At 35.8% G+C, this 19,269-nt stretch carries 17 protein-coding genes, 1 tRNA gene and 2 pseudogenes; 10 read left to right on the forward strand and 10 right to left on the reverse strand.

What is annotated here, in order from left to right:
• Nucleotides 1-510: pseudogene (locus VB797_RS29785) on the reverse strand (hypothetical protein); the annotation flags it as partial.
• Between the two features lie 488 nt (nt 511-998).
• Between VB797_RS29785 and VB797_RS29790 the strand changes: the two are divergent.
• Nucleotides 999-1,289 carry a hypothetical protein gene (locus VB797_RS29790; protein WP_323241388.1) on the forward strand — a complete coding sequence of 97 codons (291 nt, stop codon included), beginning with the start codon at nt 999-1,001 and terminating at the stop codon, nt 1,287-1,289.
• Nucleotides 1,290-1,746: 457 nt separating this feature from the next.
• Here VB797_RS29790 and VB797_RS29795 read toward each other — a convergent pair whose 3' ends face one another.
• From VB797_RS29795 to VB797_RS29810, 4 genes are all read right to left on the reverse strand, one after another.
• On the reverse strand, nt 1,747-2,139 hold the full coding sequence (locus tag VB797_RS29795) for a hypothetical protein (RefSeq protein WP_323241389.1): 393 nt from the start codon (nt 2,137-2,139) through the stop codon (nt 1,747-1,749).
• Nucleotides 2,129-2,437 (reverse strand): hypothetical protein, encoded by a 309-nt coding sequence (locus VB797_RS29800; RefSeq protein ID WP_323241390.1) that lies wholly within the window; start codon nt 2,435-2,437, stop codon nt 2,129-2,131. Before VB797_RS29800 ends, VB797_RS29795 begins: the two co-directional genes overlap by 11 nt.
• 461 nt (nt 2,438-2,898) lie before the next feature.
• The gene (locus tag VB797_RS29805; RefSeq protein WP_323241391.1) at nt 2,899-4,128 is read right to left on the reverse strand and encodes a tyrosine-type recombinase/integrase; all 1,230 of its coding nucleotides are present in this window, start codon (nt 4,126-4,128) and stop codon (nt 2,899-2,901) included.
• A 387-nt stretch (nt 4,129-4,515) separates the two neighbouring features.
• Nucleotides 4,516-4,587, reverse strand: a tRNA-Cys gene (locus VB797_RS29810).
• Between the two features lie 574 nt (nt 4,588-5,161).
• Here VB797_RS29810 and cpdA point away from each other — a divergent pair.
• A complete protein-coding gene (gene cpdA, locus VB797_RS29815) occupies nt 5,162-5,959 on the forward strand; it encodes a 3',5'-cyclic-AMP phosphodiesterase (RefSeq protein ID WP_323241392.1) in 798 nt (265 codons plus the stop codon).
• Between the two features lie 13 nt (nt 5,960-5,972).
• Here the strand turns inward: cpdA and VB797_RS29820 are convergent, their stop codons facing one another.
• Nucleotides 5,973-6,563 (reverse strand): chromophore lyase CpcT/CpeT, encoded by a 591-nt coding sequence (locus tag VB797_RS29820; RefSeq protein WP_323241393.1) that lies wholly within the window; start codon nt 6,561-6,563, stop codon nt 5,973-5,975.
• A gap of 230 nt (nt 6,564-6,793) precedes the next feature.
• Here VB797_RS29820 and VB797_RS29825 point away from each other — a divergent pair, with 230 nt between their 5' ends.
• The 6 genes from VB797_RS29825 (at nt 6,794) to VB797_RS29850 (ending at nt 11,930) form a co-directional block, all read left to right on the forward strand.
• On the forward strand, nt 6,794-7,999 hold the full coding sequence (locus VB797_RS29825; protein WP_323241394.1) for a hypothetical protein: 1,206 nt from the start codon (nt 6,794-6,796) through the stop codon (nt 7,997-7,999).
• Nucleotides 8,000-8,440: 441 nt separating this feature from the next.
• Nucleotides 8,441-9,607 (forward strand): ABC transporter permease DevC, encoded by a 1,167-nt coding sequence (gene devC, locus VB797_RS29830; RefSeq protein ID WP_323241395.1) that lies wholly within the window; start codon nt 8,441-8,443, stop codon nt 9,605-9,607.
• Between the two features lie 93 nt (nt 9,608-9,700).
• Nucleotides 9,701-10,351 (forward strand): MotA/TolQ/ExbB proton channel family protein, encoded by a 651-nt coding sequence (locus VB797_RS29835; protein ID WP_323241396.1) that lies wholly within the window; start codon nt 9,701-9,703, stop codon nt 10,349-10,351.
• A gap of 169 nt (nt 10,352-10,520) precedes the next feature.
• Nucleotides 10,521-10,925 (forward strand): biopolymer transporter ExbD, encoded by a 405-nt coding sequence (locus tag VB797_RS29840; protein WP_323241397.1) that lies wholly within the window; start codon nt 10,521-10,523, stop codon nt 10,923-10,925.
• Between the two features lie 68 nt (nt 10,926-10,993).
• Nucleotides 10,994-11,200: a glycogen debranching protein gene (locus tag VB797_RS29845; protein WP_323241398.1), complete on the forward strand. Its 207-nt coding sequence runs from the start codon at nt 10,994-10,996 to the stop codon at nt 11,198-11,200.
• Between the two features lie 169 nt (nt 11,201-11,369).
• Nucleotides 11,370-11,930, forward strand: coding sequence for a methylmalonic aciduria and homocystinuria type D protein (locus VB797_RS29850; RefSeq protein ID WP_323241399.1), 561 nt, complete (start codon nt 11,370-11,372; stop codon nt 11,928-11,930).
• 212 nt (nt 11,931-12,142) lie between these two features.
• Here the strand turns inward: VB797_RS29850 and VB797_RS29855 are convergent, their stop codons facing one another.
• From VB797_RS29855 to VB797_RS29865, 3 genes and pseudogenes are all read right to left on the reverse strand, one after another.
• Entirely contained in the window at nt 12,143-13,684 is a 1,542-nt protein-coding gene (locus tag VB797_RS29855; protein ID WP_323241400.1) for a GDSL-type esterase/lipase family protein, read from the reverse strand.
• A 272-nt stretch (nt 13,685-13,956) separates the two neighbouring features.
• Nucleotides 13,957-14,337, reverse strand: a complete 381-nt coding sequence (locus tag VB797_RS29860; protein WP_323241401.1) for a hypothetical protein — start codon at nt 14,335-14,337, stop codon at nt 13,957-13,959.
• A 300-nt stretch (nt 14,338-14,637) separates the two neighbouring features.
• Nucleotides 14,638-16,103: pseudogene (locus tag VB797_RS29865) on the reverse strand (ISLre2 family transposase).
• A 492-nt stretch (nt 16,104-16,595) separates the two neighbouring features.
• Between VB797_RS29865 and VB797_RS29870 the strand changes: the two are divergent.
• The gene (locus VB797_RS29870; protein ID WP_323241402.1) at nt 16,596-16,925 is read left to right on the forward strand and encodes a hypothetical protein; all 330 of its coding nucleotides are present in this window, start codon (nt 16,596-16,598) and stop codon (nt 16,923-16,925) included.
• Between the two features lie 11 nt (nt 16,926-16,936).
• On the forward strand, nt 16,937-17,389 hold the full coding sequence (locus VB797_RS29875; RefSeq protein WP_323241403.1) for a type II toxin-antitoxin system VapC family toxin: 453 nt from the start codon (nt 16,937-16,939) through the stop codon (nt 17,387-17,389).
• A gap of 154 nt (nt 17,390-17,543) precedes the next feature.
• Here the strand turns inward: VB797_RS29875 and VB797_RS29880 are convergent, their stop codons facing one another.
• Complete coding sequence (locus VB797_RS29880) at nt 17,544-19,142, reverse strand: bifunctional serine/threonine-protein kinase/formylglycine-generating enzyme family protein (protein ID WP_323241404.1); 1,599 nt, start codon at nt 19,140-19,142, stop codon at nt 17,544-17,546.
• Nucleotides 19,143-19,269 lie beyond the last annotated feature (127 nt).

Consider the following 19,269-nt stretch of genomic DNA (forward strand, 5'->3'; position numbering starts at 1 on the left):
TGCAATATTAGTTAAGCTCGGATTGATATTGCCTATAGTCGGAAATGGTGATGTAAGAATTTCTTGATTTTCCGGTGGTTCGTCGTTGATAATACGTTGGTCTTCTACTTGCAATCCTGGTGTCAAAGTTATGTATCCAGGTGATGGAGAAGAATTTGTTAGATTGTTTTCCAATTGTGTCGTAGCTATTGTTGTTGTTTGTTCATAAGAAATAACATCACCCTTTGCGGAGTCAATATTGATTTGCTGCTGGTTGAAAGGTATAGTATCAGTTGTCTTACTAGCGTCGTTTGTGAAAGAAAAGTTGAATCCAGCCAGTTGATTTTCTTCAAAGACCAAATTCATTTGTATTTCCTTACCATGTTCTAAACTTACTTCTTTTAAAGTTGCTTGCAAATCTTTTACGTCGGCTAGATGATGTCTATTATCTAACACTTGATTTACGACATCAGAAATGTAATTTAAGTCTGATGGGTCAGTAATAAAACAGTTATCAATTGAATTGCTCATGATAAGTAGGTCGGCATTGAGAATTGTAATTTTGGATAATGTAGCTTTACTTTAGGGGTAAGGGTTTAAAGCCAATTTGCCCAACTGTTACATAGCCCCGGTTTATTTCTGCCGACTTACTCAATATCTGATAGCTATGTACATTCCTAGTCATATCTCCCCTAATTTTTAAACTTATTTTCTAGTTTTATTACGGAAATAACTTTCGGAAGTTATTAAATTTATTTTCAATCAAATATCTTTAGTCAATGCTTATCTTATGACGTAAAACTGCTTATCACTATAGTAATAAAATTACTTATGACTATAGTGATAGATATGTAAAAATAAATCGGCTGATACTATTGCTTAATAGCGTATTTACAGTTTTAACCGATAAGTAACTTTAACTAAATTATTTATTATATTAAACAAAATTTTTTCAAACAACTGGAAATTTTTAGGTTAATTAAGATATTTTTAGATATACACATAAGTTTTTTTTTGGAATGATGACCAATTCTTCTATTCAGGATTATCAATTTATCGATAAGAAGGTAGCAGCGAAATTAACAGGTTTATCCAGCGACACTCTCAAAAGGTATCGTCAAAAAGGCAAGCTCCAAAAAGACATACACTGGGTTTCCGTTAACTCAAGAGTAGTAAGATACAACAAGACTCTATTAATCGATTGGATACAGAATCACCAAAGCAACCCTCAAGCACATTCAAAAGCAGTAGAAAACTATTTATCGTCGCTTCCATCCAGTCAGAAGAAAACAAGACAGAAACGTTCTTAACGCTTGAATCGTATTTTTTGAAGATTTATTGTTACCACTTGTAACATAAACTAAACCTCGTCTATGGTACAAACGTCCTACAAGATTTAGGTACATAAATTTTCAGAAGAAAATAGTTATGAAACGAGAAATCCGTTAATCCAGAATCCGTAATCAACTAGAACTAGAATCACGAGGTATCAAATATCAATTATGGAGGTTAGATGATACCGAAGAACAAAAATTACACGATAGCAGTCTTCCGATTGATGATGATTATATGTTTTACGTTCAATTAGGTTGGAGCGATAGAGGAAGTAAAGATAAATTCTGCTTTAAAAATATAAACAAATGCGCTTCTTAAAAAGCGCATTTCACAATCGACAAGTATGATGTTTGTTGTGTTTAATTCAACCTATTCAAAAATCCGGTAAGTATCGAGTAAATGTTTAAAAGTTTGGAAGCATCAAAACGAAATTTATAAATTAATTTCATTGATAAGTTCTGTAAAAGCTTCCATTGATGAAATTGCGATCGCGTTTCTCAGAAGTGACTTAAGTACGGATACATCATTGATACGATTAATGCTTTCAAGAACGTCGGACGGTATGTCGCCGAAGCGCACTTCTAGAACTTCAACTACACTTTCGCGAGCAATTTCAACTTTTCCTCTTTGCTTACCTTCTTCTATACCTTCTTGCTTTGCTAAACGTTCAATACTAGTTACGTAACGCATTCTACCTGCTTCCTCCTCGCGTTTAAGTTCTGCTTTAAAATCCGCCGCTAGTTCTTCTGGTAAAGACATTAGCCAATCGATAAACCGGAATAATCCAATAACTTCTTCTCGACTATATCCCTTGTCAAACAACATTCGTACTAGTCTTAGCTTCCACGCTCCACCTACTTTCAGGGTTTTGGTTCGTGGCTTTGGTACGCAAGTGTGCCATGACAACAATACTGAAAGGATTTGTGGTTTGCTCCAAAGTTTGCTCAAGCTGTGATTCATAATCTAATAATTTTACAACTGGGAATTCTAAACTTAAGCGACATTCTCCAAGCGAATATCCGTAACTTGATGGTCGCCAATTTGGCTGCTCATCAGCAAGTATGGCAAGACTAATTACTTTTGTTCTATGTCGATCAAACAAACGGTAATGATAAATATACATTCGTTCGGGAAAGTTCTCATCGAATTGACTCTGGACTTCGATATGAACAAGTATCCAAGCTTCTTCACCACTGAGTAAGAAAACCTTAGCAACTTTATCGACTAAGCGTTTTCCAATTTCTGCCGTACTGTTCTAATTTTTGTAGTTCGCCATCAAGAAATTCATAAGGTTTCGTCCAATCGATAATAGAATATACTGTTGGAAAAAAGAAGTCTAAAAAACTAGGAAAAAAATCTTCAATTATTTCCTTCCAAGGATTATCATACTCTGTCCTTTTTTTAGTCATCAGTTATTTATTTGTAAGAACACTTATTTAAAATAATAGTTTAAAATATTAACAATAATACCAATTATTATAGACATAAAATATGTCTTATAAAATGAAAATTTTTGATACTCATAATATTTTAATTTGCAATATATATGTTTATATCAAATTTTGTTAACTTGATTCAAACTAATTATAATTCTGGAACCTCTAAATTAGGCTTACTACCTGCATAATGCTTGTAAATAACTTCTGGGGAATTACCAACCCATTTTCCTATATCCTTCGCATCAATATCAGCCTCTAAACAAAGGGTAATGAAAGTGTGCCTACATTGATAAGGCTTGCGATATTCACTTACCACACCTTGTTTTACAAGTTTAGTTACAATTCCATCTATTTGTTTACCGCGATGATTTTTATAGCCTTTCCATGCATGATTAAGAAAATCACCAAAGTCTACTATGCCTCCTTTTTTACTTTTGAAAATAAAATCGTCTGGATTATTATTTTCACGCTTAATTGATAAAAGTATTTCGCGTAACTGATTATTTACCGGAAAACGTCTTTGACTTTGAGTTTTTAATCCATTTTTAACAGCGAGTCCTTTACTGCTGATTGTAATAGCTTGCTCAAAATTTATGTACTTATCGTTAATATGCTTCCACTGCAAAGCTATAGCTTCCGATGGTCTACATCCAGTAAAAAACAATATTTTTACTAAAGGAGCATAGTAACTATAAAGCTTACTTTCATCAAAGGCTTTGATTATTGCATCGCGTTCTTCAGGAGTAAATGGATTAATTTTATATTCTGTCGTCTCCGACTTAGGAATCTGAATGTCTTTTGCCATTTCTTGGAAGGGGTTGGACTCAATCAATTTACTTTTCATCGCCCAATTGCAGCAGGCATTTATATTTGTTAAAGTACGCTTTGCTGCATTGGGAGTGAGATTTGCAATTAGATAATCCCTAATCGTAACTGCATCATCTAAGTTTTTTGTGGGTAAGGTAGTGATGTGGTTCCGGTACTTCCGATAATCAACAGCATAGGTAGAAGGACTTATCTGCGGTTTCTTAAATTGAGTGTATTGTTCCCATAACTTTTCTAAATCCTGAGTTGGAGTAGTCGAACGAGAAGAAGGAGTAACTGTTTTGAGTGAAGCTGTTGGCTTATATTTAGCCAAAGTCGCATCAAATTCACCATAATCAATATCCCTTTGAATCTTCGCGGCTATTATAGAAGCCTGCTGTCTTCCCAATGGTGTATCGTCATGTTTGGTTGAAAGGTAAAAACGTTTGGTTTTTATTTCTCCTGTTTCTTTCGTAACGGGATGAGAAAAAACTATTTGAAGCCTACCATTAGAATTTTTTATTTGTACCGAACCGGGTTTAGAAGCATTGGATGATTTTTTAGAGGACATAGAGTCAACCGCTCCTTTAAAAAATAATGATAATTTCTATTTATTACGCACTTTTAGATCGGGAATATTTAATTAGTACTGAGATACTAATAATTTTATAGTACCACTGCTAAGAACAGGAGTGTTATCTAATCCAACGATTAACCATACATATAAAGGTTATAAAGGGAAGTATATTAAACAATTAGTTACTTTACCCCAGTTTTACCCCAAAACATGGGATTGGGGTAAACACCTCTACCTTACAAAATTTACCCCAATTTTACCCCAATTGTTGCCCTAAACTACTCAAAAGTGACCCAAAAATATGAGAAAGCTTGAAGAATCAGTCCTCGCGGGCGCATTAAAAAAGGGCTTGTAAGCCCTACAATGCTTGTATTTCTTTAAAGGCGACACCCGGATTTGAACCGGGGGATGGAGGTTTTGCAGACCTCTGCCTTACCACTTGGCTATGTCGCCGCATTTACCATTTATTATCTTACCAATATTTTATATATAAATCTACCCCCTCCCATCCATTATTTTATGAAACTCCTTTATAAAAGAAAACGGAAAATAATACGATCGCAAATTTCAACATCGTATACAGTTAAATTCTCCATAATAAAACCGCTATTTCATGACTAAATAAATAGCTAATGGTCTTACCATGCTTCAAGTGATTTATCTACCCATTGCATTACCTCACATCTATGCTAGGATTTTCGGTTATGTAAGATACATATTTTTCTCTACAAAAACAGTATTTATACTTTTAAAGGCATAAGTATTGTAATACTTTAACAAAATAGCTTTTATGTCTTAGGATAGATGAAAAATCTTATAATATGTCAAAAAAGTATAATATATTAAAGCCGTACTTCGGTTATTACTTAAATAAAAGAGAAAATGGTGAATATACATTACCCAAAAAATATTAAGGGCTTATCTGTATAAGTATGTAACCAAAGAAACATTAGCTACTATCACACAAGTAAGTTATGACTAACAAGGAGAATTGGATATTAACACTCTTAGATTGGTGCCACCAAAGATGAAGCAGGTTTCTCCGATAACTATTGTCCAGTTAACAGATATGCATCTATTTGCTTCGGAGCAGCAACAACTCTTAGGAATTCCGACTACGGATTCTTTCCATACAGTTATCGAGCGTTTAAAAGAATTTCGAGAGGAGCTTGATTTATTGTTATTAACGGGGGACTTATCGGGTGATGGTACAGCGCAATCCTATGGAAATTTACAAAATTTAATGAGTTCGTTATTTCTTCCTAGTTATTGGCTACCAGGAAATCACGATGATTTTGCGATAATGAGTGAAATGTTAAATCTGGGACTAGTATCGAGACGTAAGTGTTTTGAACGTGGGGGATGGAATTTTATATTGTTAGATTCTTCGGTAGCTGGGAAAGAACATGGTTATCTACGTCGCGAAACTCTAGAATGGCTGGATTTACAGCTAAGTACGATTGTTGACAAACCAACAGCGATCGCAATACATCATCCTCCTTTTAAGGTAAATTCTCGTTGGTTAGATAAAAGTAGCTTGCAAAACTCCGAAGAATTTTTGGCAATTTTGGACAAATATCCACAAGTTAGATTAGTTTTATTTGGTCATATACACCAAGAATTTTACACTCAGCGACGAGGTGTTGATTATTTAGGAACCCCTTCAACTTGCGTTCAGTTTCAGCCAGGAAGTAATAAATTTGCTCTTGATCGGAAAACACCTGGATTTCGCTTGATGAAACTTTATCCCAATGGAACCTGGGAAAGTTGGGTTGAAAGAGTTCCTTACTACTTTCACGCTGTATTTGCAGCGAACGGATATTAACAATGACTAATGATTAAATTTTTACTTCGTCTGCAAAACTTTGCCAGCGAACAAACTGAAACGGACCTGCGACTGAACCCCAAATATGCTCGTCAGTTTCTAAATCTCTTCCTCTATCTTTGCTAATAAATTTTTCTGCATCTATTTCAAATTCGCTGTCAAGGTAAGTATTTTGTCCTTTACGAAATACAATGCAGTTTTTACCCGACTCTACTGCCCCCTTAAAACTGTGACCAGTCCATTCTACAATCATGTTACAGCCTGGGAGTTTTTCCAAGTCATTTCGCTCCAAGGTTTTGAGCAGTTCTAAATTGCGGGATGCACCATAGAACTTTTCTGCATCTTTAACTCTATAGTTTTCAATTTCTATACGATCGCCTGCATCAACTAATTTATTAACTGCAACACGGTAGGGGTCGTTAAGCATATAATCATAAGCTTGTTCTACATAAAAGCTGACTCCTGACAACAATTCTACGGGTAAAGGACGCATACATACTCTAATGTGAGCGAAAAAAGGTGGATTTTCAAAAGCTTGTGCTTGATTGCTAAAATCAGAAGCCATCCACCGAGCTAAGGTTGCGATATCTGTGGAATGAGTCATTGTATAGATTTTTGATGTTTGGTCTCATCTTTTATATAAGGCTATATTACCAAGCGAAGTACCCCCTTGTTTTTATGATTTTGATAAAATCAGCACAACTTAACAAAAAGAAAAATGCTACTTAAGCTTTGAAAGATTAAAAATATTAATGGAGAAACTTTTAAAAGATATTCGTCAGATACTTAGTTAATATTTGATAGTTGTAATTTCCTATGACCTATTTTCATAAAATGATCAATATACAGCGCCTAAGTATTACTATTGCTACAATCACAATTTGTTTGTTTTGGACTTCGTTGACATTAGCGAAAGAAAAAAAGCCCAAACCGCCGAAAAATTTTCCACCTTCTCCGTTAGAGATTACTGTACCCGACCCATTGCTACCGACTTCAGCTAACCAACCTCTAAGTGAGGGGGAAAAAAATTCCTTATCTGCGGCTTTGGATCAACTCGATCGCGAAGCAACCGCAAAATTGCAAGCGGGAGATACCCAAGGAGCATTCGCAATTTGGAACCGAGAATTACGCTTGCGTCGTTATTTGGGTGCATTGGCAGAAATTCAAGCATTACAGCGGGTTGGTGGAGTTGCTTACACGAAAAATGATAAAGAAGAGATCGGATATATTACCAAACGATTACAGGCAATTCAAAAGCAATCTCAGCAAACATCGGATTTACAGATATTACAGGCTTTAGGTGAAGCTTACCGTCAAGTGCGATCGCCATCTTTAGCAGTGCAAGTTTACAACCAAGTGCTGATAATTGTCCGAGATTCGGATACCGTTAAGGAGGTAGACACGCTGAAAACTATTGCGAAAATACATCTTGATTGGTTCGATTATCCATCTGCTGCAACTACTTATGAAGAATTACTCAATTTAGTTTCTAATAATAGTGATATTGAGGAATCTTTAAAAAACTTAGCTTATATTTACGATCAAACAAAACAGTACCAAAAAGCAATAGATGCACGTACCAAATTGTCGTTAGTTTACCGCCAACAAAATAATATTACAGAGTTAGCAGCTTTAAGATTAGCGATTGCTTCAGATTACGAAGCTTTGGCAAAGAAAAGTCCAGCATTGGTAGATGAAGCTTTTCAAAACTATCAAGAAGCTTATGCTATGGCTTGGGAATTGCGACAATATGTAAGTGCTGCTGAAGCATTACAAAAATTAGTTGCGCTATATGTTGCTTCGGGTCAAACAGAAGATGCTTTACAAACTAGTCAGATTTTGTTACAAGCAGAAGAACGAGCGGCTAATTTTTATGGGATGATGAATGCTTACGAGCAAATAGGTAAAATTCATCTTCAGCGTCAAGAAAATCAATTAGCGATCGCCGCTTTTCAAAAAGGATTAGAATTAGCGCAACAATTAGGTTCTGAAACTGACCAGTTTACACAGCAAATTGACAAAATATCGGGAAAGAGTTGATGTGATAAGTTCTATAATTAAAACTAAAATTTTGGGTTACACCGTATTAACCCAATCTATCATTTACAAATAAATGTTTAATTCACTGTTTTAATGTTGAAATTAGGCAAAAAAATTGCGATCGCAGCCCGTTCCAAGCTGAAGTCTGTGTAACTAGTATACAAAGACTTGTATCAATTATACTGTAAAGTTTCAGGTTTTCGGACTTCGCTTGTGTAGTCGCACCTAGTGCCAGAATATATCTAAATTTCTCACAAATGATTCAGGATTGCTATATGTATTATTCGATTTAAAAATACACAGATAAAAAATATTCAAAAAACCCTCCTAGTAACTGTTTTAAAAGATTAAACAAAATATGATGGGGTTTTAGATGTAGTCGCATGAGAAACATCTGTAAAAGTTTTAATAGCAATCGGCTTCACAAGGAGACAGCGATAAATGCTTCGCCATTTTTTCAGCAAAACCCCTATAGCTTTAAGACAGTTGATGAAAGATAAAACTCGTCTGGGAATTGCTATGGCTGGTATTGCTTTTGCAAATATTCTCATTTTCGCTCAAATGGGTTTTCAAGCTTCATTATTTAACAGTTCAACAGCACCACATAGAAGCTTAAATGCGGATTTAGTGGTAGTTAATCGCCATTTTGAATCCGTATATTCAGTTAAAAATTTTTCTCGAAGACGATTACATCAAGCATTAGGATTTGAAGGAGTAGAGTCCGTTAGTCCGCTATACATCGGTTTAGGAAGTTGGAAGAATCCGCAAAATCACCGCACGCAAACTATTTTAGTATTCGGTACCGACCCCCGGACAACAGCATTTAAATTTCCCCAAATTAATCAAAATATTTCTGAGTTACAAAAGCCCGATACGGTATTATTTGACCAAGCATCATTACCGGCTTTTGGTCCGATCGCTGCTTTATTTGAACAACATGGGAGCGTTGAAACCGAGCTTAATGGTATCCAAATTCGAGTTGGTGGCTTGTTTCGTCTGGGTGCATCCTTTGCAGCATATGGTAATGTCATTACCAGCGATACAACATTTTTAAGTTTATTTCCCTATACTCTTATTTCTCAAATTCAAGTTGGTTTGGTCAAACTCAAAAGTAATGCCGATATCAAGCAAGTTAGCCAAAACTTAGAAGCTGGTTTACCAGACGACGTAATGATTTTTACAACTTCTGCTTTTGAAACCGCAGAAAAAACTTATTGGCAAAAATCTACACCCATCGGTTTTATATTTGGTTTAGGCGTAATTGTTTCCTTTATTGTCGGTATCATGGTTGTCTATCAAATTATGTATTCCGATGTCGCTAACCATTTACCGCAATACGCAACCTTAAAAGCAATGGGATATCGCGATCGCTATTTGGTAGGAGTGCTGCTTCAAGAATCATTATTGTTAGCTGTACTCGGCTATATTCCTGGGTTTACGCTGACGTTAGGCATTTATCAACTCGCAGCAGAATCTACCATGCTACCTATTTTTATGACTCCTCAACGAAGTATTGCAGTATTTTTATTAACAGTAATCATGTGCTTGATTTCCGGTACAACCGCGATTAGAAAGTTACAATCTGCCAACCCCGCAGATATTTTTTAAGATTATCTGAACATTGTGTCGCGTAAAGTATTGTAAAAAGCACCTTGATCGTCTAAGTTTGCTTTGTTGAGGAGCATGGAGCATTAGCAACACATGAATATTACAAATTTGTTTACAGCGGGTGGGATAGTAATGATACCACTGCTATTTTTCTCGATGTTAGTGGTAGCGTTAATTATCGAACGCATTCGGTTTTGGGTAAGAATAAATAGCCGACAAAGCCGTGTAGTCCAAGAAGTACTCAAACTTTATCGTCGAGATAACGTTGTTGGTGCTTTGGATAAACTCAAGCAAAATACCGATTTACCTCTTGCTCGGATATTTTTAGCAGCTCTGGAATTAGAAGAAGCAAACCCCGAAGAATTTCGTTTAGCCTTAGAAAGCGAAGCACAAGCCGAGATACCTTTACTCAAACGTTTTCAAAACATCTTCGATACAGTTATTTCTCTTTCCCCTTTACTCGGACTCCTAGGAACTGTTTTAGGATTAATTGCTTCTTTCGCTTCACTCAACCTCGGTAGCGTTGGAGGTACTCAAGCAACTAACGTTACGGGTGGAATCAGCCAAGCATTAGTCTCCACAGCAGCAGGATTAATCGTTGCTATTTTTACATTATTATTTGCCAATACATTCCGGGGATTATATCAGCGACAAATCGCATTAATTCAAGAATATGGTGGACAATTAGAACTACTCTACCGTCGTCATTATGAACGAGGAAACAGTTTAAAAGTTAGAAGTTAGTCGATTTTGGATTTTAGATTACCCTATGGGAAGACGCTTCCGCGTCAATGGATTTTGGATTAAAAAAGTTAGGAGAGGGAAAAGAGGTGGAAGAACTTATTACCTTTAACCTTTAACCTTTAACCTTTGACCTCTAACCTTTGACCTCTAACCTATACCCAATATAATTATGAAACTACCAGAAGAACCAGATATTCCAGCACAGATTAATATTGTACCGATGATTGATGTGATATTCGCGATTTTGGCGTTTTTCATTATGTCGTCGTTATTTTTGACAAAGCTAGAAGGGCTGCCAGTAAATTTACCTAAAGCATCATCGGCACAACAGCAACAAGCTACAGAACCGATCACCGTCACAATAGACCAATTAGGTACAATTAGCTTGAACCGCAAACCGACTAATATTGATAATTTAGAAACACAAATCAAAAAAATAGCTGGTGCTAATCAAGAACGTTTAGTAATAATTAATGCAGATGAACAAGTTACCCACGGAAAAGTGATAGCAGTAATGGATCGATTGCGAGAAATACCCGGAGTTAGATTGGCGATCGCTACTGAAAAACCCTAAACAATTCAACGTCTAAATTTACGTTTAATTTGCTTTTAATTTACTTTTTTAAGGGAGAACATAAAACAATGACTATTTGGGTAAATGAGCAAATAGACCCAAGCGGGTTAATTTATGCCTGTATTGCCTGCTGCAACGAGTCTCAAGCGCAAGATTGCCATGAGTCTTTTAAGAATAATTTAAGCGAAATACAGTTAGCAGCCGGTTGGATAGCGCGAATAAGAACGGTAAACTCTTGGGATGAGGTTCCAGTTAATTCTTTAAAGCTCAATTAATCGGTCGTTAGATATAAGAGATGAGAAGACAATGAATAATTATCAACTTTTGATTTGTTGATTGATAATTGTTCATTGATAATTGATAATTAATAATTAATTAGATTTATCCGGAATTATAGTTACTATCTATACAAAGGATAAAAATTTGGAAACACCTATTTAATTAGTGAGCTATCCAAAAATTTTCTCTTCTAAACAAGACTATAAAATCGACTTGGTTAGTCAAAGGGGAGAAGAGATTCAAATTTCAATTCATCCCCCTAGCCGGTATATCTGTGATAATTGCGAACGGATATTACCAGATTGGAAGAACAAGTTAGAAATGTCAGTGGTAATTGTTTTACAACGATCTCAATTTGCACTTGTAGAAAGTTCACCCGCAATAGAAACGGAAAAGCAACGTTTACGAGCAAGATTCATGAGGTTTGCTTGTGATGTTGCTTTTGATTTACGAGATAAAAATCATCTTACAGATTTAATCGATCCTCGTACCGGCTATCCATTGCTATCTCGTCCCGGACAAATTCCCCACGACGACACTGCTGCTGTCAAAGCTTTACTTAAATACCCAATAATTTGCAATGAATGTCGGGTGTTAATTCATCCTAAGTGGGGTGCAGCAGTTTATCCCAGTATTTTGATTTCAGCAGCACCACAAATTACTATTATCCGCACAATCCAAAGTATCGCTACTTTACATGGGTGGGAAGAAGTTAATAATCAATGAACAATTATTAATTGGGAATGGGGAATTGCGGAAGCATCTTTGAAGGGAAGTTGCCTTTTTATCCCCCCATCGCTTTTAGGACTTAGCAAAAAGGCATATTCTGCTCGTAGGGTGCTGTGACACTATGTTTGATTTTTAACGCAATAATAAGGTTTTAGTGTCACGCACCAACCGGGGTTTTGTGACAATTGCGTAAGTCCTGGCTTTATCTGCTAGGCAAAATCATGAAAAGAAATACGACCTGCTTCTACTCTAGTTAATAAAGCTAAGGTTTCATCTTTATGCATAATCCAGGTGTCGTTGATATTATTACCCATACCTTGAGTAGCAGTAATATCGTGCAAATTTAAACCGCTTGATAATATTAAATAATCTTCACCTATTGCAAAATCAGTAATAGTATCAATTCCTTCCCTTGAAGCTAAAACAAAGTTATCGCTACTACCACCGCCGGTTAATGTATCATTACCAAAACCACCTTTAATAGTGTTAGCACCACCGTTACCTGTAATTACATCATCGTAACGAGAACCGATAATATTTTCGATCTCACTAAGGCTATCTTGAGGACTATTTTTATTTGCGATCGCGCTGTACCAAATATCAGCAACTTTTTTGTAACCTTCGACAGTTGCGTGAACACCATCTTGTAAATCATTGAATGTTAATCCACCAAAAAGATCGACAAAAGTTACATTTTGACCTTGTGCAGCTTTACTATCAACAATACCCGGTATGTGCGAATTAAATGTGATTACCTGTTGCTGTTGTTCTTCTGTTCTACTAATTGGTGGAATCGAACTTACTAAAAGTTGCGTATTTGGTAATTGATAGGTAATTTTGTCGATCAAATCGTTAAGACGACTGGGTGCGGTACTCACATCGTCAAATCGAAGAATGTCATTAGTACCGATTGTTAACAGTACTATATCTGGTTGAGTATCATTTAACCAACCATCCACAGCACTATCAATGTCACGTATTCTCCAACCGCTAAATCCAGCATTATCGCGATCAAAACCTTCGGGACCTGTTGCGTGAGGTCCGACAAAATCTACATTTAAATTACTATTAACAAGCGATCGCCATAAATCATCGCGGTAAGCTCCTAAATCCCAATCTCCATAACCTTCTGTATTGGAATCACCCAAAGGCATAATTTTTAGTGGTTGGGTGGAATCAGTGATAAATTTGTGAGTTACTTTACCAGAATTTAAGTCTGCGAAAATACCAGAATTTGCGGCATCATAATCAATAGTATCTATCCCATTCCCACCATAAAAAGCATTGTTACCCGTACCACCGTAAATCAATCTGTTATTATTAGCTGTATAAATGGGAACTAACTCCAAATAGTTGAGATTGAAAGAACTTCCTAACATATCCAAACGCATTTCATAACTACCTGCATCCAGAAATAAAGTATTAGAATTGACATTTTGCCAATTCCACCAACCACCAGTATTACCTAAATTAAAATTCGCTTTTTGTCCCCCAATAGTTGCTTGAAAACTATAATTTTCATCCCCAGCAGAAGCGACACGGGACACTAATTGATATTCTCCCGATGTCGGAATAGTGACATCATAAGTCAAAGATTCACCCGACTCAATCCAGCCGAGAGAATAACTACCATCAACATCATTACTGGATGCAATATCAACATCATCAAAGCGGTATTCTCCACCACTGTTACCGCTGGTACTGTCAATCCCATATTTATAATTTTCCGCTTCAATACGAATTGAACTCATATTTTCCTCCAAATTTTTTCTCTTTTTCTGCAATTAGAGCAAAATTCGGGGAAATAGAGTGATTCAAAGATAAAAAAACATCAGAATGCGGTTAACTATATTTTTTTTGCAAAAAGTGATTAATTGTTAGCAATAGATACAGTTACGCGAAAAATAATTTTGATGGTAACGAATTAATTTATTTTCGCGTCTAACGCACCGTTTTTATTTTAATCTTGGTGGTGCCGTACTCTCTTACTAACAGCACCCTACAAAATCGATAAGTTATATAATTATTTGCAATTTTCTAAAAAGTCTACATCTAAAGACCAGTTCTCATTTATAAATTCCATATTTTCGTTATAAATTAAGGTCAAATTACCTATTATCAGCTTATTTTCTAAATTGTCATCGTTAGTACTATTAAGAATAAATTTTAGTTGAATAAATCTTTGATTTCGGTTAACTCCGATAGAACTAGTAACTAGCTCTGTTTCTAAGTTACGCGGTAAAACTATTTCCTCATAGTAATTATCTCTTTCGTCCCAGTAACCACATATTTTATAATCGCACAACTCTAAGTGTTCTTTAATTAGTGCATCAGCATCTATATTTTCTAAGACTTCCGTAAAATCATGCCAAACTTGGTGATTTTTTAACTCTAGAGATGTCATATATTTTAATTAATGTTTTGTTACTAAACCAGGAAAGTGCAACACTTCATTTATAATCTGAATGGGAGCAACGCGATTTTGTGAACTTTAAACTAAATACTGCGATCGCCAACAAAAAAATCCAGCATGATTTAATGAAATAATACATCAAAATAAGTATAAATACAGTTTTATTAAATAGAGGTGTGCCGCTTCGCGGCACACCTCTATTAGTTATAGACATAAAGGCAGCAAAAAATACCCTAAGCAAGGGTAATGTTTACTACATTAATTAAATTCAAACAGAAAGTTTGGTATAATTTATGCAATCTGCACGGGTTTAATGAGTGCAGTTAAGATGGAATTACAGAAGTTATTCCAACAACCAGCAATCCATTGGCAACGAGCGTGTAATATAGTTTCAGCATTCTCTTTTAACCAAAATTTGCTGTTTCCAATCAGGGCGCAAATTAACAGCTTGTCGAATTAAACTTTCTACAGCACCACTACCAATAGGTAGTTTAAGAGATGAAATTTTATGGTAATTGAAACGTCCTTTTTTATTCCCTTTGATAAAATAATTGATTTCTCTATCTACATTTTTGCGGCGCTCACCAGTAAATTCTAAGCTGAGTTTATTCATTTCTTGAATAATGGAATTTATCTTACCTTTTTTTAATGCAGAACGAGTTTGCTTAAACCATTTTTTACGCTCTGTGTCTTTAGAAAAAGCATTCTCTGCAAATACTTGTAAATGTTCTGTCGCGTGATAAAAGTCTAGTAGTTGGTAAGTTTCTAATGGGCAATTTAAGTTTTCAAGAAGCGGAGGAATATGTTTCCATATCCACTCTGCGCCATCAGCAATTAATAATACTTGTTTAGCTTGATTTATCCCCAAGCTAATAAGGTACATTTCGGTGGATTTTGAGAAACCCCTGGTAGTCTTCATAAGTCCCATCATTTATAATTGGAATTTCACCATTTTTGACTTTTTTACCTTCTTCATCAACAGTGTAAATAGTTAAAACTTTTGGTTCAATCCATTCTCCAGTAAAGCCATGTCGATTTGTTTTAGAATGTCTGCGACCTTTTTTATCAATACGAATTCTAGTTCTTCCACCGTCGGCAGCTATAACTACCCTTTGACCTTTCAATATATTACCTGGCAGTAAATTACCAATATTAAGATTGAATATTTTTGATTCGCGGAGACTCAATCCTATCTTACCAAAACAATAAGTTAATCGTTCCATGCGTTTTAGACTAATATTAATACCCCAATCTATTAATGTATGATGGGCAGCTTCAAATGATGCACTTATTGCACCATACTTTGCAATTGTTGACCAAACTAGTGGGGTTACTCCTTCTTCCATACCTAACCATCTAAGAAAAGGACAAAACCCTTGATTTAAAATCTTACTTTTTTGAGTATTCTTATTATTACGCTCCACAACATAAGGCAATATGAGATTCAATTCTACATTCCCTATAGTTAATATTTGGCGTTTTTTATATCCATGCTTTTTTGTTTTTGTACGCCACCATGCTTGTGTTTTATTATTTGCTGTATTAATAGCAACTGTATTATGAGATAGATTATATAATAGAATTGCTATACATTGTCCTGCTAAAATTAGAGCAATATTCCTTATTTCCTCTTCTTTATTTTTTATTTTTACTCCATCCCAATTTTCAACATCAGTCAATTCTAATATTTTCGTAACATTCTCTTTAAATTCTTCCAAAGATTTGTTTAAATCTAGAGTTGCATATATTTTATTCATTTTGGTAAGCACCCCGTGAGTAGAGAGTTTTGAGACATAAAACCCTTTATCATGGGAATCTTACCTTTTTTTTGTTCTTGAAGAAGAAGGAATTGCAGCTTCGCTGCAATTCCTTTCTTATGTATTTATACATAGAATAAATGTATTTTTTTAATGAATATTGCTTAAGTATAGGTATGGCGATCGCACTGGTTTCACAAAATCGCGTTGCTCCCATCTGAATTGTCATCGTTAGAAAATTGTAGGTTGGGTAGAGCGTCAGGGTTGGCATAACCCAACGAAACTTTGGAAATCTTGGGTTGTGCAAAAGGCACACCTGCGATGAACGTTTCTCAACCTAACCTAGCAACTACCAACTTTCTATTGTATTTTCGAGTTAATTGGTGAGTAAAGTATACACCGATAGGATGGTGCTATAAAACTAAATAATTTGAATAATTGATTTAGAATATTGTTTAAGGCTATACGCATTAAATTGAAAGAGTAATTATTATGACAACAGAAAAGACTTTAATTAATAACCAGTCAGAAAATAAACACAATCATAATTTTACAGAAGTATCAATTATAGAATTACTAGAAGAAATTCAAACAACACCTAGAGAATACTGGTGTAATTTGTTGCAAATTATGCGGTTGTTTCGTGAAAGTGTAACTAAAAATAGTCAATTATCTGATACGAACGTAGAAGAAAAGAATCTACTTACACAACAGCATATTGCATTAAGTGAATTAACACAGCAGTGGATAGAAGAAGGTGATGAAAGCGAACAAACGGAAACTTGGGAATATTTAAAGCAGAAACTTGATGAAAATAGATAATTGACCGTTCTATGAGTAATTTAATTATATTAGATAGCGGTCCGTTGGGAATGGTGACGAATCCGAAAGCAAGTTCTGTGGAGTGTCAAGAATGTAAATTCTGGTTAGATAATTTACCAGTTAGAGGTTATGAGATTGTATTACCAGAAATTACCGATTATGAAGTGCGACGCGAGTTACTAAGGGCTGGAAAATCAAAAGGAATTAAACGTCTCAATCAATTGAAAGCTGCTGTTACCTATCTTCCGATTAATACAGAAGTAATGCTTTTAGCGGCTCAATTATGGGCAGAAGTAAGACGTGCTGGTAAACCAACAGCAGATTCTAAAGCCCTTGACGGAGATGTAATTCTGGCTGCACAAGCTAAATTAGAAGAAATGAAAGGTAATGAAGTTATTGTCGCGACTACGAATGTTGGTCATTTGTCGTTGTTTGTTGATGCGCGAGAATGGCGAGAAATTTAAGCGTTTTTAATCATTTCGTTATAGGTTAAAAATAATGGTACCGTACTCTCCTACTAACAACACCCTACAATTATTATTCTCAAAAAAATCGACCGCCTTCGGCGGGGGCAAGGGTAAAGAATAAAGAGCAGAGGGGAAAAGTGTAAAGGGTTAGTTAAGAGTTCCTCCCAACGCCGCAAACAACACGAAAACCAACAAGATACAAGCAGTCTTCGTCGATGCACGGATAACTGAGGGTGCGAAACGCGGAACGGCAGAGTTCAGGATTGTTGAACCAGGAACCGCCCCGCAGCACTTTCCTCCAATCATTACCATTCTCAATCCATGCACTACCATCAGTAGGTGCGCCATTATAATGAAGGTGCCAGCCATCTTGGCACCACTCCCAGACGTTACCGTGCATATCGTACAAGCCAAAACCATTAGGAGGAAAACTGCCTACTTCTGTTGTTTTCTTGCGAAATTTACCCTTTGGTTCATTAGCATAGGTTTCATTACCATTGTAATTAGCTAGATCGGTGGTAATCGTCTCGCCAAAATGAAACGGTGTTGTAGTACCAGCCCGACAAGCATATTCCCACTCGGCTTCACTAGGTAAACGATATGTTCTTCCGGTTTTCTCCGTTAACTTCTTGCAAAATTCTGTCGCATCATTCCAACTAACTTTTTCTACTGGGCGTTTTTCTCCTTTGAAATTAGAGGGATTTTTACCCATAATTGCTTGATACTGTGCTTGAGTAACTGCGAATTTACCCATGAAAGATTCTACAGTCACTTTATGCTGGGGACTTTCACTATCTTCTCGTTCTTTCTCATCTGCTGGTGAACCCATGAGAAACTCACCATCAGGAATTTCCACCATTTCTAAGGTGACACCGTTACCTAAATCTTCTGTAAAGTAGTTGATGCTATGTGACGGGTTTAACTTTCTAGGTGCTATGGGTGTAGGCTGTGCTATAGGCGTAAGCCCTTGCAATGCATCCTTTGCAGAAGCATAACGCAAACTATAATGACGGCGCACCATCTTAGTAATTACTTCTGCTAGATGCTGACTAACTTGCGCTTTTTCTAACCAAATCACTTCACCAGTTTGGGGATTTTCTTCTAATTCAAACGCTTGCAGTCCAGTTAAAGCTTGAATTGCAGTCATTCCTACTGCATATACATCGCTCGCTAAACAAGGTTTACCCAAACCCTGTTCGGTAGGCATAAATCCCGGTGTTCCGATGACTACACTTGATTTTATTTCACCTTGAGAATTTAACATCAAACTTGCCAATTCTTTGACTGCACCAAAGTCAATCAGAAATATTTTGCCATCTTCTCGACGACGCATCAAGTTTTGGGGTTTGATATCTCGGTGAATTACTCCGTATTTATGTACGAAGGATAATACTTCTAAAACATCTTGTAATAACTTGCTGACATAAGCTTCACTCAGTCGCTTTCCTGGAGATATTTCTCGACTTAGATCGTGTCCTTGAATATATTCTTGAACTATATAGAGATTATCATTTTCTTGAAAGTGCGCTAATAGCTGTGGTATTTGAGGATGTTTTCCCAATTTTTCTAAAATAGCGGCTTCTTTATTAAAAAAATCTATAACTCGCGGATGGGTTTGGTTTGGACGTAGTTGCTTGACTACACACAGGGGTTTACTCGGTTGCATGATATCCCTTGCGAGATAGGTGATTGCAAAACCACCTCCACCTAATGTTTGAGTAATTTCATAACGTCCTACAAGTGTATTCACAATATTCTAAATCTCCCCAATTTCCCATAGAACAGAGTTTAAATGTCTTATACAAAGTTTTGCAAGTTGTTTGAAATTGTCTTGTTGATAAATTTACAAAAAATATTGATAAAATTTTCCAGAGATT

Origin of the sequence: Rivularia sp. UHCC 0363 (assembly GCF_034931125.1) — a bacterium.
Lineage (GTDB): Bacteria > Cyanobacteriota > Cyanobacteriia > Cyanobacteriales > Nostocaceae > Rivularia.

What these genes read in the sequence shown, in the direction of transcription:
- VB797_RS29835 (WP_323241396.1), top strand. Translation starts at nt 9,701, where the DNA reads ATGAATATTACAAATTTGTTTACAGCGGGTGGGATAGTAATGATACCA.
- VB797_RS29860 (WP_323241401.1), bottom strand. Translation starts at nt 14,337, where the DNA reads ATGACATCTCTAGAGTTAAAAAATCACCAAGTTTGGCATGATTTTACG.
- VB797_RS29800 (WP_323241390.1), bottom strand. Translation starts at nt 2,437, where the DNA reads ATGTATATTTATCATTACCGTTTGTTTGATCGACATAGAACAAAAGTA.
- VB797_RS29805 (WP_323241391.1), bottom strand. Translation starts at nt 4,128, where the DNA reads ATGTCCTCTAAAAAATCATCCAATGCTTCTAAACCCGGTTCGGTACAA.
- VB797_RS29840 (WP_323241397.1), top strand. Translation starts at nt 10,521, where the DNA reads ATGAAACTACCAGAAGAACCAGATATTCCAGCACAGATTAATATTGTA.
- devC (WP_323241395.1), top strand. Translation starts at nt 8,441, where the DNA reads ATGCTTCGCCATTTTTTCAGCAAAACCCCTATAGCTTTAAGACAGTTG.
- VB797_RS29820 (WP_323241393.1), bottom strand. Translation starts at nt 6,563, where the DNA reads ATGACTCATTCCACAGATATCGCAACCTTAGCTCGGTGGATGGCTTCT.
- VB797_RS29870 (WP_323241402.1), top strand. Translation starts at nt 16,596, where the DNA reads ATGACAACAGAAAAGACTTTAATTAATAACCAGTCAGAAAATAAACAC.
- VB797_RS29845 (WP_323241398.1), top strand. Translation starts at nt 10,994, where the DNA reads ATGACTATTTGGGTAAATGAGCAAATAGACCCAAGCGGGTTAATTTAT.
- cpdA (WP_323241392.1), top strand. Translation starts at nt 5,162, where the DNA reads ATGAAGCAGGTTTCTCCGATAACTATTGTCCAGTTAACAGATATGCAT.
- VB797_RS29825 (WP_323241394.1), top strand. Translation starts at nt 6,794, where the DNA reads ATGATCAATATACAGCGCCTAAGTATTACTATTGCTACAATCACAATT.
- VB797_RS29855 (WP_323241400.1), bottom strand. Translation starts at nt 13,684, where the DNA reads ATGAGTTCAATTCGTATTGAAGCGGAAAATTATAAATATGGGATTGAC.
- VB797_RS29875 (WP_323241403.1), top strand. Translation starts at nt 16,937, where the DNA reads ATGAGTAATTTAATTATATTAGATAGCGGTCCGTTGGGAATGGTGACG.
- VB797_RS29795 (WP_323241389.1), bottom strand. Translation starts at nt 2,139, where the DNA reads ATGTTGTTTGACAAGGGATATAGTCGAGAAGAAGTTATTGGATTATTC.
- VB797_RS29790 (WP_323241388.1), top strand. Translation starts at nt 999, where the DNA reads ATGATGACCAATTCTTCTATTCAGGATTATCAATTTATCGATAAGAAG.